13 protein-coding genes are annotated in these 17,305 nt (G+C 41.0%); 7 read left to right on the forward strand and 6 right to left on the reverse strand.

Annotated features, from left to right (window positions below; genetic code table 11):
- The 6 genes from B3E92_RS07170 to holA form a co-directional block, all read right to left on the reverse strand.
- Nucleotides 1-1,004, reverse strand: a 1,004-nt coding sequence (locus tag B3E92_RS07170; RefSeq protein ID WP_286895965.1) for a sterol desaturase family protein, incomplete at its 3' end; no start/stop codon positions are given.
- A gap of 337 nt (nt 1,005-1,341) precedes the next feature.
- Nucleotides 1,342-2,925, reverse strand: coding sequence for an MDR family MFS transporter (locus tag B3E92_RS07175; RefSeq protein ID WP_070565506.1), 1,584 nt, complete (start codon nt 2,923-2,925; stop codon nt 1,342-1,344).
- 2 nt (nt 2,926-2,927) lie between these two features.
- Nucleotides 2,928-4,031 (reverse strand): HlyD family secretion protein, encoded by a 1,104-nt coding sequence (locus B3E92_RS07180; protein ID WP_070565508.1) that lies wholly within the window; start codon nt 4,029-4,031, stop codon nt 2,928-2,930.
- Nucleotides 4,032-4,045: 14 nt separating this feature from the next.
- A complete protein-coding gene (locus B3E92_RS07185) occupies nt 4,046-5,356 on the reverse strand; it encodes a TolC family protein (protein WP_112376165.1) in 1,311 nt (436 codons plus the stop codon).
- Nucleotides 5,346-5,963, reverse strand: coding sequence for a TetR/AcrR family transcriptional regulator (locus tag B3E92_RS07190; RefSeq protein ID WP_204991060.1), 618 nt, complete (start codon nt 5,961-5,963; stop codon nt 5,346-5,348). The genes B3E92_RS07185 and B3E92_RS07190 overlap by 11 nt, the downstream gene beginning before the upstream one ends.
- Before the next feature lie 170 nt (nt 5,964-6,133).
- Nucleotides 6,134-7,141 (reverse strand): DNA polymerase III subunit delta, encoded by a 1,008-nt coding sequence (gene holA / locus B3E92_RS07195; RefSeq protein ID WP_070565514.1) that lies wholly within the window; start codon nt 7,139-7,141, stop codon nt 6,134-6,136.
- Nucleotides 7,142-7,641: 500 nt separating this feature from the next.
- On the opposite strand from holA, the gene B3E92_RS07200 reads away from it, so the two are divergent.
- The 7 genes from B3E92_RS07200 to B3E92_RS07230 all read left to right on the forward strand — a co-directional run bounded on the left by B3E92_RS07200 (nt 7,642) and on the right by B3E92_RS07230 (nt 17,288).
- A complete protein-coding gene (locus tag B3E92_RS07200; protein WP_070565516.1) occupies nt 7,642-8,103 on the forward strand; it encodes a type I restriction enzyme HsdR N-terminal domain-containing protein in 462 nt (153 codons plus the stop codon).
- 168 nt (nt 8,104-8,271) lie between these two features.
- Nucleotides 8,272-8,973 carry an ATP-dependent Clp endopeptidase proteolytic subunit ClpP gene (gene clpP, locus B3E92_RS07205; RefSeq protein ID WP_046674530.1) on the forward strand — a complete coding sequence of 234 codons (702 nt, stop codon included), beginning with the start codon at nt 8,272-8,274 and terminating at the stop codon, nt 8,971-8,973.
- A 2-nt stretch (nt 8,974-8,975) separates the two neighbouring features.
- The gene (gene clpX, locus B3E92_RS07210) at nt 8,976-10,226 is read left to right on the forward strand and encodes an ATP-dependent Clp protease ATP-binding subunit ClpX (protein WP_070565518.1); all 1,251 of its coding nucleotides are present in this window, start codon (nt 8,976-8,978) and stop codon (nt 10,224-10,226) included.
- A gap of 123 nt (nt 10,227-10,349) precedes the next feature.
- Complete coding sequence (locus B3E92_RS07215) at nt 10,350-11,183, forward strand: AMP nucleosidase (protein ID WP_070565520.1); 834 nt, start codon at nt 10,350-10,352, stop codon at nt 11,181-11,183.
- Between the two features lie 245 nt (nt 11,184-11,428).
- Complete coding sequence (locus tag B3E92_RS07220) at nt 11,429-12,592, forward strand: efflux RND transporter periplasmic adaptor subunit (RefSeq protein WP_112376164.1); 1,164 nt, start codon at nt 11,429-11,431, stop codon at nt 12,590-12,592.
- A gap of 77 nt (nt 12,593-12,669) precedes the next feature.
- Entirely contained in the window at nt 12,670-15,822 is a 3,153-nt protein-coding gene (locus B3E92_RS07225) for an efflux RND transporter permease subunit (protein ID WP_286895969.1), read from the forward strand.
- Nucleotides 15,822-17,288, forward strand: a complete 1,467-nt coding sequence (locus tag B3E92_RS07230) for an efflux transporter outer membrane subunit (protein ID WP_115045728.1) — start codon at nt 15,822-15,824, stop codon at nt 17,286-17,288. Before B3E92_RS07225 ends, B3E92_RS07230 begins: the two co-directional genes overlap by 1 nt.
- The last annotated feature ends 17 nt before the right edge of the window (nt 17,289-17,305 follow it).

The raw sequence follows: 17,305 nt of genomic DNA on the forward strand, positions 1-17,305 counted from the left end.
CCCCCGCCAATAACGAGTTGTATCAGTTGCTGATAATTACCATAAAGCAGAAAGAAAAAAAGAAGTGTCATCGTCAACATGGACTGAAAAAAGATATAGCGGCTTAACGCCTGCGCATGAACTTGCGGCTTAGCTCCGGCAAATATGCGCTCTTCCAGTTCTTCGCGAATTTCAGGCTGTATATCGTCAGGCTTACCGAATATAGTCCGCATTTTGTTCCCAAATCCTTTCGCCCGCTTAAATGACAAACCAATTTCAAATAAATAATGAAAATGCTGCCATAGAAAAGTATAGCGGTGAATGGGCTTTGTGAGCCCATAGACACAAGGCTCCTCCTTTTGTTCCGATATAAATGTTCCAAACAGCTTATCCCAAATAATCAGGATATCCCCATAATTCTTATCCAGATAGATTTCGTTGCTGCTATGATGCACCCGATGATGGGAAGGCGTTACAAATAGCCGCTCCAAAATACCCAAATTTCCAACAGTCTGCGTATGGGAGAAAAATGGATACACGCCATGAATCAACAGAATAGCGGTCATCATAAAGGGCGGGAACCCCAAAAGGGGGATAAAAGCCCAAAATAGCGAACGGAAAACGGCTTGAAATATGGTGATCCGGGCCGCCACCGTAAAGTTATAATCTTCACTTTGGTGATGTACAACGTGCGCAGCCCACAATAGGTTTATTTCATGGCTATAGCGATGATACCAATACCAGAGAAAATCTGTAAATAGGAAAAGTATAACCCAGGTCCAAACATTAGCTTCAATCTGAAATATCGCAAAATTTTGATACACCCAAACGAAAAAAAAGTAAAATAAACTAACGGAAAACATATCACACATACGCTCAACGATACCAACATTAAGATTTGAGATCGATTCATCAAAAGAATAAAAACGTTTCTGTTTTTTGAGGCTATACCCATATTCCAACACCATCAGAATTAAAAATAAGGGAATGATAAATGCCAAAAAATTAAGTTTTTCCGTATACATCCATTTGCTATTTTAAAGACAAACAATCTATCTGAGTCGCTATTTGATAAGATTCGTCTTTTCTGATGCCAAAAGATAAATTCTTTCAAACTCTTTATTATTAAACAATCAATTTTAAATCAGGTTTTTCAATTTATGGTTTTTCAATTGATCAAAGGTATGCTTGCTCCTGTTTAGACAAGAACAAACGCCAACCTTAAGGACTTTTCTATCGCAAAAGAAAATGCACAAAAAAATCCTCAAAAAGCTAAACACTTTTTGAGGACTTCTGACTGAACGATAACCAGTACTTTACTGAGAAGTCACCGTGATACCAGCTTACCGGACTATTTAAATGCTAATGCACACTGGACATATCGATCTGCGTCTTTCCTTGTTTGATCATCAAAACAAAGGGGACACACAGCAAAAATACCACACCCAGATACAAAAACACATCCATGTAGGATAATACAGTAGCCTGTTTCATCACGCTCATATCGAGTATCTGGTGTGCTTTGGCCAAAGCTTCATTGGGCGAAAAACCTTTCGCCTGAAAGCTCATTTGCAATTGCTGCACCCGTTGTTGCACATCAAACTTGCTTGGATCTAAATTAGCCACCAGATCGACGCGATGTTTTTGGCTATCACGGGCAATAAATGTCGTAATTAAGGCTATACCAAACGAACCACCCAGCTGGCGCATCATCCCTGTAAAGGCAGCTCCTTCACCGATTGACTTACCATGTAATGTCGATAGGGAGAGTGTCATGACAGGTACGAACAACAATCCTAAGCCAACTCCACGGAGAATTAGGGGCCAAAACATGTGCTCTGCTCCCGTATCATTGGTCATGAGACTGTACATCCAAAAACAGAAGCCAAAAAAAATACTTAGTCCTACGGCAACCATATATTTTTGGGGAACACCATTTTGGATCATCTTCCCAATAAAAGGCATCATGATACCGGTCATGATTGAACTTGGCAACAATAACAAACCTGCGTCTGTGGCCGTCCATCCCAATATCGACTGTGTATAGATTGGAATAATAAAAGTCGATCCAAACAAGCCGAAACCAAGAATAAAACTCATCACTACACCAACCTGCAAATTCTTGTCCTTCAATACCCGCAAGTTAACAATGGGTTTATCATAGACCAATTCCCGCCATATAAAGAACAATAGTCCGAAAACAGACAAGATTGACAAGCCTAAAATCAAGGGATCGTCAAACCAATCATCCTGTTGTCCATGTTCCAATACAAACTGAAGGGAACCAATAAACATGATCAAAAAGATCATACCAAACCAATCCACTTCCTTTGCAGATTGCTTTTGGCTATATTTAGGACTGCGCACAAAAGATAAGGTCAACAAGGTCGCAATAATCCCTAACGGCACATTGATATAGAATATATATGGCCAGGAGAAATTATCGATAATATATCCACCTAACGGTGGGCCTAGCGTTGGACCAATAATTACCCCCATACCATAGATAGCCTGAGCCATACTACGTTTTTCCTTCGGGTAACTCTCTGTAATAATGGTCTGCGCTGTTACTAACAACGCTCCCCCGCCCATCCCTTGTATAAAACGAAATGCAACAAGCTCCCAAATATTGGTCGCGTTACCACATAAAAATGAAGATACTGTGAATATGATAATAGACGCAGCAAAGTAATTTCTCCGTCCAAATTGTTGGGACAACCAGCTGGTCATCGGAATCACAATTACGTTGGCGATTGCGTAAGCCGTGATAACCCATGCCACATCTGTCAAGGTCGCCCCCAACGAACCTTTCATGTCGTTCAGAGCCACGTTGACGATGGTTGTATCCACGATTTCCAACAGCGCACAAAGCACCGCTGTAATCGTGATTACAACACGTCGAAAACCATATTCAACCAGACTATCTTGTTGATTTAAATTTTCCATAGTTATTGAACATGCACATCTACGTCAGCATTCATGCCCGGTCTGAGCAAAGCCACATTTTCTGCTTTATTGTCTTTTGTCAATTTGATTTTTACAGGTAAACGCTGAACAGTCTTCACAAAGTTACCAGTCGCATTATCTGGCGGCAATAAAGAAAAACGCGATCCTGTCGCCGGTGAGAAAGAATTTACTTCACCTTCAAATTCGATATTAGGATAAGCATCCACTTTGATCCCCACCTTTTGACCAGGCTTCATTTTTTCCAATTGCGTCTCTTTAAAGTTGGCTACTACCCAAGTTTCAATATTATCGACAATGTAGAATAAAGACTGACCTGGATTGACCATTTGTCCAGGCTGAACCTTAATGTTGGATACCTGACCATCCACAGAAGCCAGTACCGCGGTATAAGAAAGGTTCAATTTAGCCGCCTCAAGCTGTGCATTCGCTCTTTTTATATTCGCCTCAGCAACAGAAGTTTGTTTTGAAGCCACTGTAGTCTTACTGACGATTGCATTACGTTGCGACGCACTGGCATTGCGTTGCTGTTGCAAAATTTCAACCTGCTTGTCGGCTTCCAATTTCGCAGTCAATGCCTGCTCGTACTGCTGTTTCGTAATGGACTGGTTATTGTATAAGTTTTGGTAGCGGATATAATCATTGTTCGCTTGCTTAGCACGAATACGTGCCGCATCGATGCTGCCTAAATTGGATTGGATCGTTGCATCTGAGATCGCCACATTAGCCGAAGACGCAGATACATCTGCCTTTGAAACATCAAAGCTACTTTGAGCTGCTGCCAATGCTGCTAATGCCTCGTCCACACGAACCTGATAGTCTTGACTCTCAATGGTAAATAACGTATCCCCTTTTTTAACCAAATCATTGTCCTTTACATAGACTTTAGCGATAAAACCACCCACCCGTGGAATGATCGGGCTCATGTTTTTCTCTACCTGCGCATCGTCTGTAGTCTCATGCGCCTGGCCATGCATATATTTATACGCCCCATAAGCCCCTCCGAAGATGACCAATGCAGCCAAAACAATTGTAAATTTTTTATTTGTACCTTTTTTTTCAGGTGCGTTTTCTACTGTATTTTCCATGTCTAGATTAATTGCTATTTAATGTTTAAAGACCCATTTGCTAACAGCAGGTCGTAATATTTTTCAATGGTGTTTGCTTTGCTGATTGCCAGATTGATCTTGCTTTGCAGCTGCTGTACGTCTGCGGTCAACAAGTCGTCGGTATCTGCGATACCATTATCGTACTTATCTTTGGTGATCCGATAATTTTCAACAGCCTGATCCACCGCCTGATGATAGACCACATCCTGCTTTTGTGCCAGCATATAGTTTTCATTGGCCTGTTGAACCTGCACTTTTACCTTGTCATTTAATAATTCAATATGCTCATCAATTTCCTTGATACGGTTTTTTGCCACATTCACTTCTCTTTTATTTTTGTAAAGCGAACCGATATCGTAAGAAACGCCGATGCCAACCATGGCAGCATTCGTCACGGTAACCACCTTTTGAAGACCAAAAGCATTGTATCCAGCTGTTGCAGCAACAGTTGGCATGGCAGCCGCTTTTGTTACTTTCAACTGATCTTCAGCAACCAAACGTTGCGATTCCATCGATTTTAGATCTGAGCGCGAGGTTTTTGCTGCATCATATGATGCTTTTAAGCCCAAATCCACACCTGTGACTTCGCCCAAATTGATCTGATCCAGTTGGGTATCTTCATCAATTTTCAAGAAATTAGCCAATTGATAATTCAGCACCTTGATATTTTTCTGTGCTTCCTGAAGCGAAACCTGATAGTTTGAAAGCTGCAGTTCTGCTTTTAATAAGTCATTACGTGCGATCAAACCATTATCCAACATCGCTTTAAAATCCGAAACACGTTGCTCCGACTGCTTAATATTTTCAGCAATCAACAAATTGGTTTGTTGAGCCTTATAAAGACTCAAATAAAGATTTACTGCACGTATAGCCAATTGTTCTTTGCTCGCTACAGCATTGTATTCCTCGGCTTTCAATACATCCTTTGCAATATCAATGCCGCCCTTAATTCTGCCACCGGTATAGATTGGCATACTCACCGAAGCCTGACCCAACCACAATTGGTTTGCAGCGATATCTGGAGCAGATCCCCCCTCACCTAAAGCCAACTTTAAATTCACATTTGGTGTGGTCATAGCCATGTATTGTCCACTCAATTTTGCATCGGGAAGTTGTTTCGATTTGGCCGTTTCCACCTCGAGCTGCCTACCCAATATCTTGGTGTCGGCAGACTTCGCTTCCACGCTTTGATTTGCGGCCAAGTGAATTATTTCTTCCAAAGTCATGTGCTTGTTGTCCTGTGCCAACAAACCCATGGGACTTAAAAGCAATAAAGCACTCAAATTGGCCAACTTATTTTTCATATGTCAATAAAGCTTTAATTGTTGTCTGTATAAATTCTGTTAAAGTTGTTTCTATATAATTTGCATATTCTTCATCGTTATCGATATGCAACTGATCTTGCAAAAAGCAATGATTCATTTGGAAATTCATAAAAGTTCCCATCATCATCGAATGGATTAAAATTGGATCATATCCACCTTTGAACACCCCCTGTTCTACACCTTCATTGATCACGGAAGAAATAACCTCCAGGTTATGCAATTTGAGCTTCCTGAATGCTTCAGAGATCAGCATCCGCTGTTTTAGTGAACTTTCAATGGTAATGATATGATACAGCTTACGATGCGAATTCATCGATTTAATTGATCGATTTACCATCGCGTCTATTTTGTCTAGCGCATTGTCAATAAGCGCCAACTCATCCACATTGATCATAAAATCAGGAACACGCCACTCAAAAAACGTATCCAGCAACTTGTCCTTTGATCCAAAATAATAGTTGATCATTGCAACATTTACATTCGCTTCGTTGGCAATATCACGCACGGAAGTCCCATCAAACCCTTTTGTTGCAAAAAGACGCTCAGCTGCAAGTAAAATATCAATCTGTTTCTCGTTAAATTCCATTTTAAACCTCGATCTTTTAAAGATACCATCGCATATTCATAGCGATAATAAAAGACGTTCTCGCTAAATGCGCGACAAAGTTAAACAAACGTTTAATTTAAACAAGTGTTTAATTATTAAATTTGTGTAAAAAAAAACACCATTTCTGGTGTTTTTGCTGTTGGATGAGATTAGTTAAGTATCCGGTAGATCATTTCTTTTAAAATCTCTTCACTATTGAAATTGCTCGGCACATTGACACCTTTGGATTTCAAGTCGGTCTCCTTCAACACATTAAGCACATCGAAAGTTTTCCGTCTATTGTAATTCCGTGCAGCAAGCTCGTATTCTTTTAGAAAGAAAGGATGTACCCCCAGTTCTTTTGCCGCGACGGATTTGTCTATCAGATAATGGTATTTGAGAATCTTCGTGAAGTAGGTGGCAATTTGTCCAATAACCATCACCAGTGGATTATTTTTGGGATTGGCGACAAAATAATCGACGATCTGATATGCTTTTAGGGCATTACGTTTAGCCAAAGCAGTATTTAATTCAAAAACATTATAATCTTTGGAAATACCTATATTCCGTTCAACATCTTCCATGCTTATCTCTTGGCTCTTCGGAACATTAAGCATCAGTTTGTCAAGTTCATTGGACACCTTGGACAGGTCATTACCGAGATAATCCGCAATCATCACCGCAGCTTGCGGATGAATGCGCCAGCCCGCATCTTTCACATACGTCCCAATCCATGGGCCAACCTTATCGTCGTATAGTTTGGCCGCATCAACAACTAGTCCCTTTTTTTCAAAGACTTTATAGACCTTTTTGCGTTTGTCAAATTTCCCATGTTTAAAACAGAACACAAGAATGGTTGTCGGTGTAAGATGCTCCAGGTATTTAGTTAACAGTTCTTCCGTATCCGATTTCCATTTCAGCTCCTGCGCTTCCTTAATAATAATCACCTGATAATCGCTCAACATGGGATACCGTTTTGCTGCATTGACAATGGTAGATATATCAATATCTTTTCCATAGAAAATCGATTGATCAAAACCCTTTTGTGCTTCGTTCAATACCGTCGCTTCCAATGCGTCGGCAATGGTATCAATGAAATAACTCTCCTCCCCTTGCAATAAATACACTGGTTTAAAAGACCTGTTCTTAATATCAGATAAGATCGGATTTATGTTCATATGCAAAAACTATCGATAGTATTTATTTTCCCTGGGCCCAATTAAGCTCTTTACACGCGGCAACTTGTCTAAAGTTGCTATGGAGTACCCGGTCTATTTATTTATTTTTTCACTGCAGATCGGTTGCCCCATTACTTTCCCGCATCCAAACAATCTGCTACAGTCTAAAATGTCCCATGTTATTGCATCTTCACATGGTGTATCTAGTTCGACTATGGACATTTTATAGGAAGCAAAATTACGATTTTAATGGCAATTTAAGCGAGTAACCTCGCCGAATTAACGCTTTTATAATTGATTCATGTACGACCATCACTTTAAGCTATTGGTTTAAAGCCATGAACATTTAACACCACAACTTCCACAATTCTGGTCAAGCAATACGGCCACAAAAGCAGACCTGAGGTTTTTTACAAAAAATCATCTTCGTCAGCAAAAAAACACCATATTTCATGCCTGATGAATGTATTTTTTTTGCTAAAATTTTAGTATATTTGTGTATGTTTTCACCGACTCCACTGAACTTACCGCCGTATCAAGCTAAAATATCTAAAAAGAACAATGCGATTTATATATTTGATGAGCTCAGAAAAAAGGATCTGGTATTAACACCGGAAGAATGGGTTAGGCAGCATTGGATCAACTATTTGTCGCTCATGAAAAATTATCCCAAGGCACTGATGCACATCGAAGGCGGTTTGAAATTAAATAACCTGCAGAAACGAAGTGATTTGTTAATTTATAACAGCAGCGGGCATAAGGTGGTCTTAGCCGAATTTAAGGCACCTCATATAAAAATTACACAACAAGTATTTGAGCAAATTGCAAATTATAATACAGTTCACCGTATACCATACCTGCTAGTAAGCAACGGTATGAATCATTATTATTGTAAAATTGATTTTATCAAAAAGTCTTACGAATTTTTGGAAGACCTCCCCAACTACAACGAAATTGACTAAGGAGCTATGCATGAAATAGATAAAAATTAATCCGGAGATTCAGTCTCCCTTAGGTCTTGAACGGGGAGCACCGAAAAAATGTAAAGTAGATGTAAAACATCTTTTCAATTTATTTGATTTTTAAAATATAGTTTTATATTAGTCCTACAGAATAGAAAAAATAAAAAGATGAATATAGATAAAAACGAATTCAGAAAATATGCAGTAAAGCATCACCGTATTGGAAGTCAACATGTTGATAGTTTCATTGCTCGTACAGAGACTAGCATTCCGACAAACCTTACGCCTTACATCGTTGAAGAACGTCAATTGAACGTTGCTCAGATGGATGTATTTTCGCGTTTGATGATGGACCGTATCATATTTTTAGGCAGCGGTATTGATGATCAGGTAGCCAACATTATTCAGGCACAACTCTTGTTCTTACAGTCTACCGACGCACAACGTGATATCCAGATTTACATCAATTCACCGGGTGGAAGCGTGTATGCTGGACTAGGAATCTACGATACCATGCAATATATTACGCCAGATGTAGCAACCATCTGTACCGGTATTGCAGCATCTATGGGCGCTGTTCTTTTAGTTGCTGGTGCAAAAGGCAAACGTGCAGCCTTACGCCACTCACGCGTCATGATTCACCAACCTTCCGGTGGCGCTCAAGGAGTTGCAGCCGATATGGAAATCAACTTACGTGAGATGATGAAATTAAAAGAAGAATTATACACCATTATTTCAGATCATTCTGGACAAACTTACGAATGGGTAGAAAAATCTTCCGATCGCGATTACTGGATGCGGGCTAATGAGGCCAAAGAATTTGGTATGATTGACGAGATTTTACTTCCAAAGAAGGAGATTATTAAATAACAATGGCAAAGAATAACGATAGAGACATTCATTGTTCGTTTTGTGGCATAAGCAAAAATGAAGCCCAGATGCTTATTGCTGGCAACGGTGCGCACATCTGTGACCGTTGTATCCAGCAGGCAGGCGAAATCTTGGCAGAAGAATTAAAACAACGAAAAAGTAAAACTTTACAGACAGCTTTAAAGTTGATCCGTCCTTTGGAGATTAAAACCCACTTGGACCAATATGTCATCGGTCAGGATGATGCCAAAAAAGTAATTTCAGTAGCCGTTTATAATCACTATAAGCGTTTAAATCAGAAAGTGGATAAAGACGAGATCGAAATCGAAAAATCCAATTTGATTATCGTGGGGGAAACAGGCACTGGTAAGACCTTGCTGGCAAAAACTGTCGCCAAGATACTTAATGTACCTTTCTGTATTGTGGATGCTACAGTATTGACCGAAGCAGGTTATGTAGGGGAAGACGTAGAAAGTATATTGACGCGTTTACTGCAAGCGGCAGATTACGATGTGGCTTCCGCTGAGCGTGGTATCATCTACATCGATGAGATTGATAAAATCGCACGTAAAAGCGACAATCCTTCTATTACGAGAGATGTATCGGGTGAAGGTGTGCAGCAAGCTTTACTGAAGATTCTCGAAGGTACAGTTGTCAACGTTCCACCGCAAGGCGGCCGTAAACACCCTGATCAAAAAATGATCGCGGTTAATACAAGCAATATCCTATTCATCTGTGGTGGAGCATTCGACGGTATTCAAAAGAAAATTGCAAACCGTCTGCGTACCCAGACAGTAGGTTATAAAATGAACGAGGACGAAGAGGAAATTGACTTGAACAATTTGTACAAGTATATTACACCGCAAGACTTAAAGAACTTTGGATTAATTCCAGAGCTGATTGGTCGTCTTCCTGTATTAACTTACTTAAACCCGCTGGATAAGGAAACCTTGCTGAGTATTCTGACTGAGCCAAAGAATGCTTTGGTAAAACAATATAAAAAGCTGTTTGAATACGAAGGTATTGAGCTAAAATTTGATCCTGACGTTTATACGTTTATTGTTGATAAAGCTGACGAATTTAAACTTGGAGCCAGAGGCCTACGCAGTATATGCGAAGCCATTATGCTGGATGCCATGTTTGAAATTCCGTCAACGAAAGAGCAGACGGGACAGAAAGCATTGGAAATCACGCTAGACTATGCGAAGAAGAAATTCGAAAAGTCTGATTTAAAAAAGCTTAAAGTTGCTTAAAAAAATCCCGTTCGCTGAACGGGATTTTTTTTTAGAAAAGAATTAAAAATCTTATATTACAATAATAACATAGCCATAACGGAATGTTGACAGGAAGATAAGAGATTCAAGAAATTAAATTTAATGACTATGACAACAAAGAAAAGTGCAAAGAATACCGTAAATAGTCCGATCACACCAGGTTTAAAAACCAAAGAAGAAATCGTGAACAACTGGCTTCCCCGTTATACCGGAAGACCTTTGGAAGAGTTCGGGGAATATATCCTTTTAACGAACTTTTCGAAATATATACACCTATTTTCTGAAATGCATGATAATGCGCCTATTTATGGAGAAGATAAACCGATGCAATCCGTCACTGCCGGAGGCATCACCATTATCAATTTCGGGATGGGAAGTCCAATGGCCGCAACCATTATGGATTTATTATCAGCAATTGCACCAAAAGCAGTGCTATTTTTGGGTAAAACCGGTGGAATCAAGAAAAAAATTCCTGTAGGCGAATTGATTCTTCCAATAGCCGCTATCCGCGGTGAGGGAACTTCCAATGACTACTTTCCACCCGAAGTACCTTCATTACCCGCCTTCGCCATGCAAAAGGCCATATCCACGACAATCCGGGATCACCAACGTGACTACTGGACAGGAACGGTATACACCACCAATAGACGAGTTTGGGAACATGATAAAGCCTTCAAAAAGTATTTAAAATCAATCCGTGCCATGTGCGTGGATATGGAAACCGCAACGATATTCAGTGTCGGATTTGCCAATAAGATTCCAACAGGTGCTCTGTTGCTGGTTTCGGATCAACCAATGGTACCCGAAGGAGTCAAAACGTCTGTCAGTGATGTAACAGTTACAGCAAAATATGTAGAAGCACATATCAGCATAGGTATTGATGCTTTAAAACAGCTTATCAATAACGGATTGACCGTGAAGCACCTTAAATTTTAAGCTGTATTTCAACCAACATCATATTTTCCCTTTCTAGGAAAATATGATGTATCCCTCTCCATAAAACCATAACTATCAAACCCTTAAAACTATTAACTATTATTTTTGATTAATAATTGAACGGTTATTAACTAAAATTTGAGGTGTTAACAAATGTTAATCTTCACAATAATTAAACGATTTGTCGTTTATATTGTAATATTCATATTACTCAACACATATATCGTAAAAATTAATCAAGCATTGTGAAGAAAAAAACATTATCTTTTTTTAACGTAACCTTTTTGATTTGTTCAGCCTTAGCCACACAGGTAAGTTGTTCTTCAAGTTCTTCAAAAGAAAATAAAACCAAAGAAAAAAACGTAGCCTTGCCAGTCTATACCGTCACTAAATCTGATGCCACCACCATCAAGGATTATTTGGGAACCATAGAAGGTAAAGTTAACGTGGAGGTCCGCCCACAGGTCGAAGGGCTGCTTCAGGAAATTTATATCGATGAAGGCTCATTTGTTCAAAAAGGCCAGAAACTGTTCAAGGTAGACCCTTCTACTTACCAAGAAAATCTCAATAACATGGTTGCTACGGAGCAAGTCGCCAAAGCCAAACTTAAAAATGCACAGCTCGAAGTCGACCGGTTGAAACCGTTGGTTCAAAACGACGTTATCTCCGATGTCAGACTGGCGTCGGCAAAATCAGATTATCAAGTAGCCAAGGCAACGTTGGACCAGGCCATCGCAGCCGTACGTTCAGCGCAGATCAGCAAAGATTTTACAGTGATCACCGCTCCGGTAAGTGGTTACATTGGCCGCATTCCAAAGCGTATTGGAAATTTGGTATCAAAAGGCGATAAAGAACCCCTTACCTATCTTTCAGACATCCAAGAAGTGTATGTATATTTCTCCATGAATGAATCTGACTTTCTTTATTTTTCCAAAGCACAGGCAAAAAAAGATAGCTTGGAAGGGAAAAAATACAACCAGAATCAAAAGCTCGTATTTCCAGAAGTTACTTTAGTCCTCGCAGATGGTGAGGAATATTCAAAAAAAGGTATTGTCGACGCCGTCAATGGCCAGATTAACCGAACTACGGGAGCAATCTCTTTGCGCGCCACTTTCCAAAACCACGACAACATACTTCGATCCGGAAGTAGCGGCACCCTTAAGATTGCCGAAGTAAAAAAAGACGTTCTTCAAATTCCGCAGATAGCCGTCAATGAATTGCAGGATAAAACCTTTGTCTATATACTGGACCAAAACAATAAGGCGCAAAAACGAAATATCCAACTGATGGGCAAAAGTAAAAACAATTATATCGTCTATACAGGCCTCAAGGAAAACGATCGCGTTATTACCAGCGGATTTGACAAATTAACCGACGGTTCACCAGTGACCCCGATTTTACAGAAATAATTATCGATCATTTTTGCATACTACCCGGTGCCAGGCATACTGTGCACCAAAAGTAGCGTGTTTAAAATTCTATGTATATGCTAAAAACATTTATAAATAGGCCTGTATTAGCTACGGTGGTTTCTTTTATCCTGGTTATCTTAGGCTTGGTGGGCCTAAAACTCCTGCCTGTCTCGCGCTTTCCAGAAATTGCCCCACCAAGTGTGCTTGTTTCACTAAGTTATCCCGGTGCTAATGCGGAAACCGTAGCAAAAAGTGTTTTGCTGCCTATCGAAGAAGCCATCAATGGTGTAGAGGATATGACCTATATCAAGTCGTCTGCCTCCAATTCAGGATCGGGAAGTGTATCGGTGTACTTTAAGACAGGTACCAATCCTGATATTGCTTCGGTCAACGTACAGACACGGATTTCCAAAGCAATCAGTTCCATTCCTGCCGAAGTAAATGAAGCCGGCATCACGGTCATGCCTCGGCAAACCGGTGTCATAATGACCATCAATCTCTACTCCGATCACCAGGATAGCGCCTACGATGAAACCTTTCTCCAGGCTTATGCACAGATTAACCTGATGCGACCTTTGCTGCGTGTCGATGGCGTAGCTCAAGTTTCCCGTTTGGGGGCCAGGGATTATGCGATGCGCCTTTGGCTGAACCCAGAAAAACTAGCCCTTTATAACCTCGTTCCACAAGATGTTATGAATGCTATAAAAGATCAAAACTTTGAGATTGCCCCAGGCAAATTTGGAGAAACCTCGGATGAAGCTTTCGAAACAGTGATCCGTCATAAGGGGCGTTTCACCACACCGGAGGAATTCCAGAGTATTGTGATCAAAACCAACACCGACGGTTCAGTGCTCTATTTAAAAGATGTGGCCCGGGTAGAATTCGGAGCTACAAATTTAAGCAGCGACAACAAGGTGAATGGCCATCCCGGTCTTACACTCAACTTAACACAGACCAGTGGTTCCAACGCCCATGACATCGATATTGCTGTCAGAAAGGTTCTTGAAGAACAATCAAAAACATTTCCAAAAGGCCTACACTATGAGGTGACCTATTCAGTACGTGATCAGATCGACGAATCGATCAACCAAGTGGAGCACACCCTTTTTGAGGCGTTTATCCTGGTATTTATTATTGTCTTTATCTTCCTGCAAGATTTTCGATCCACCCTGATTCCGGCAATTGCAATCCCAGTTTCCTTGGTGGGAACCTTCTTTTTTCTGCAGCTTTTTGGATTTTCGCTCAATGTCCTCACGATGTTTGCCCTGGTGTTGGCTATTGGAATCGTAGTGGATGACGCCATCGTTGTCGTCGAAGCTATCCATGAAAAAATGCACAGCACAGGATTGAAACCCAGAGCCGCAACATTGTCGACGATGTCCGAAATTACGGGAGCCATCCTGTCAATAACCATGGTCATGGCTGCTGTATTTTTGCCTGTAGGATTTATGGAAGGGCCAGCAGGTATTTTCTATCGCCAATTTGCCTATACCTTGGCAACGGCGATTCTGATTTCAGCACTCAATGCCTTAACTTTAAGTCCAGCCTTATGTGCTCTCCTACTGAAAGCCCCGAAACAGCATACCAATCAAGACAGCAGCAAAATCAATCAATTTAAAGATCGTTTCTTTAAAGCATTCAATACTTCTTTTGATCGGCTGACGGCCCGTTATGTCGCTATTGTAGAAATACTGATCAAGAATAAAAAAATAGCCTGGGCAGGCTTAATTTTAATTACAGCACTTGGCATCGTGTTCATGATTAAAACGCCCAAAAGTTTTATTCCGACCGAAGATGATGGCTTTATTACATATAACATTGCCCTCCCTCCCGGCGCTTCATTGAGTCGGACTACTGAGGTTCTTCATCGTGCCGATAGTATTTTAAAGAAAAGACAGGACATTAATGGCATGACAACAGTCTCTGGTTTTAATGCCCTGGACGGAAGTTCGAGCCCGGCATTTGCTGCTGGTTACATTACCTTAAAACCACATGCCAAACGCGAGCACATCAAAAACATTAATGCGTTTATGGATACCATTAGGCATGATCTATCCCAGATCAATGAAGCAACGTTTACGGTGTTCCCCCGACCTACCGTACAGGGTTTTGGAGACTTTGCCGGCATTGAAATGGTTCTTCAGGATCGGATGGGTGGTGACATTCGGGATTTCAACACCATTGCAGATACCTTTATTAACCAGCTCAATACGCTGCCTGAAATTCGCAGCGCCTACACAAGCTTTAAATCAAACTTCCCTCAATATGAAGTAAATATCGATGCCGTAAAGGCAAAATCGCTGGGCGTCGAAATCAAAGATCTTATGTCTACAATACGGTCTTATTTTGCACGTGTACAGGCGAGTGATTTTAACCGGTTTGGTCGCCAATACCGCGTTTATGTTCAATCGGATTTCGACTTCCGGAAGGATCCCGAATCCTTCAATTCTATCTTTGTGCGGAATAGTAAAGGCGAAATGGTTCCTATTAACACCATATTAACTTTAGAAAAGACGGTGGGTCCGGAAACTATTACACGCTACAATCTGTACAACGCGATAGCGGTTAATATTACGCCAGCGGAAGGCTACAGTACTGATGATGCCATGCAGGCAATCCAAAAATTGGCCGACAATAAACTTCCGGGTAATTACGGTTTTGAATGGACGGGCATGAGCTATGAAGAAAGTCAGTCCGGTTCGCAGACGATCTTGATTTTTGCGCTTAGTATCCTATTCGTCTACTTCCTGCTTTCGGCTCAATACGAAAGCTATATCCTTCCTTGGGCAGTACTATTGTCCATACCAGTCGGCCTGATCGGCGTTTTTACCGTGATCAACCTGGTGGGACTTCAAAACAATATTTATGTGCAAGTCGGACTCATTATGCTCATTGGCCTCTTGGCCAAAAATGCGATTCTGATCGTGGAGTTCGCTGTCCAGGAGCGAAAAAATGGCAAAAGCATTGTCGAAGCAGCCATTAGCGGTTCAAAACTTAGGTTAAGGCCAATCTTGATGACCAGCCTGGCTTTTGTTGCAGGGCTGGTACCCTTGATGTGGACGGTTGGCCCCTCGGCAATCGGTAACCATTCGATCAGCTTCAGCGCCGCCGGCGGCATGCTCTTTGGTGTAGCATTCGGCATCTTTATCATCCCCGTACTCTTTGTTGTATTCAAAAGTCTGGATGAAAAACTACATGATAAACTAGCTAAAGAAGAGGAAGAATAATGAAAAACATACAAAAATACCTTTCGGGAATATCGATCATCATTGGCCTCTTAGGCCTGATGAATGCCTGTAAGATCGGCAAAGATTATGTGCAGCCCAAACTCAAACTTCCGGAAAACTTTCGTGGCGATACGCTGGATTACTTCGGAGATACCTCCAGTATGGGCCTGATCCATTGGAAATCCTTCTTTCATGATCCCACATTGAAGCTATTGATTGATTCTGCCTTAGCAAATAACTTTGAAATGAAAACTGCACTGCTCAACCTGCAGATTTCAACGCGAGTCTTAGCGCAGAATAAAGCCAACTACCTGCCGAGTGTAAATGCAACAATTGCCAATGGAAACCGTACCTGGCGATCAAAGGACTTTGGCAGTGGTCCTCTGACTAAATACTACGATCATAAGGATGAAAAAGCGCCGCAAAATATGTTCGTCTATCAATCCATGTTTGGCTCTGATATTAATTTTAGCTGGGAAGTCGATATCTGGAAGAAAATAGGAAGCAAACAAGAACAACTCTTAGCCGAGTATTTGGATACACAGGAGGCAAAAAATGCGATACAGACCTCGATCATAACAGCTGTGGCAAAAGGTTACTTCAATCTCTTGATGCTAGATGCCAAAATTGAAGTTGCCAAACGGAACGTCCAATTAAATGACAGCACTCTCCGCATGATCAAGCTCCAATATGAAGCTGGTGAAATCACCGCCTTGGCGATCCAACAAACACAATCACAACGCCTATTGGCAGCCTCCCTCGTTCCCGAAATCGAAAAGGAAATTGCCATCCAGGAAAATGCGCTGCAGACACTTACCGGAAAATTACCCGACAGCATCAAAAGAGGAACTTCTTACGAGCATCTCTTCGCGGAGAGCAAAGACATCTCCCTGGGGTCCCCAATCGAGATTGTCCGCAATAGACCAGATATCCGATCATCTGAATTTCAACTGATGGCAGCCAATGCGAATGCGAATATCCAACAGGCTATGCGTTATCCGTCATTGACCGTGGGCGGCGTATTAGGGGTAAATAGTATGCTCCCTAAAAATTGGTTTAATATCCCTGGCGCATTGCTTGGTGGAATAACTGGAAATTTAACCACGCCTATTTTCAAAAACAAAACATTGAAAACACAGTATGAGGTTGCTAAATTGGAACGTGATAAAGCCGAAATCCAACTGCAACAAAAAGTTGTCGAGGCAGTCGCCGAAGTCTCTAATGCAGTGGTCACAGTCGACAAGCAACGTGAACAATTAGCTTTGGCTAAAGAAAGGGTCGATAACGCGCACCTGGCAGTTAAAAACGCAGGTCTACTCTTTAAAAGTGGGTATGCCACCTATCTAGAGGTCATTACCGCGCAAAGTAATGCCCTTAATAGCGACCTGGATCTCGTCGAATTACGACAACAGCATTTAGATGCATTTGTAGACTTGTATCGTGCGCTCGGTGGAGGTTGGAGATAAGGATTTAAAACTTTATT

The sequence above is a fragment of the Sphingobacterium sp. UBA6317 genome, assembly GCF_002440385.1.
Classification (GTDB): domain Bacteria; phylum Bacteroidota; class Bacteroidia; order Sphingobacteriales; family Sphingobacteriaceae; genus Sphingobacterium; species Sphingobacterium multivorum.

Excerpts from the sequence above, each read along its gene's own strand:
- B3E92_RS07200 (WP_070565516.1), top strand. The coding sequence starts at position 7,642 with ATGTTTTCACCGACTCCACTGAACTTACCGCCGTATCAAGCTAAAATA.
- B3E92_RS07185 (WP_112376165.1), bottom strand. The coding sequence starts at position 5,356 with ATGAAAAATAAGTTGGCCAATTTGAGTGCTTTATTGCTTTTAAGTCCC.
- B3E92_RS07230 (WP_115045728.1), top strand. The coding sequence starts at position 15,822 with ATGAAAAACATACAAAAATACCTTTCGGGAATATCGATCATCATTGGC.
- B3E92_RS07175 (WP_070565506.1), bottom strand. The coding sequence starts at position 2,925 with ATGGAAAATTTAAATCAACAAGATAGTCTGGTTGAATATGGTTTTCGA.
- holA (WP_070565514.1), bottom strand. The coding sequence starts at position 7,141 with ATGAACATAAATCCGATCTTATCTGATATTAAGAACAGGTCTTTTAAA.
- B3E92_RS07180 (WP_070565508.1), bottom strand. The coding sequence starts at position 4,031 with ATGGAAAATACAGTAGAAAACGCACCTGAAAAAAAAGGTACAAATAAA.
- clpP (WP_046674530.1), top strand. The coding sequence starts at position 8,272 with ATGAATATAGATAAAAACGAATTCAGAAAATATGCAGTAAAGCATCAC.
- clpX (WP_070565518.1), top strand. The coding sequence starts at position 8,976 with ATGGCAAAGAATAACGATAGAGACATTCATTGTTCGTTTTGTGGCATA.
- B3E92_RS07215 (WP_070565520.1), top strand. The coding sequence starts at position 10,350 with ATGACTATGACAACAAAGAAAAGTGCAAAGAATACCGTAAATAGTCCG.
- B3E92_RS07190 (WP_204991060.1), bottom strand. The coding sequence starts at position 5,963 with ATGGAATTTAACGAGAAACAGATTGATATTTTACTTGCAGCTGAGCGT.
- B3E92_RS07225 (WP_286895969.1), top strand. The coding sequence starts at position 12,670 with ATGCTAAAAACATTTATAAATAGGCCTGTATTAGCTACGGTGGTTTCT.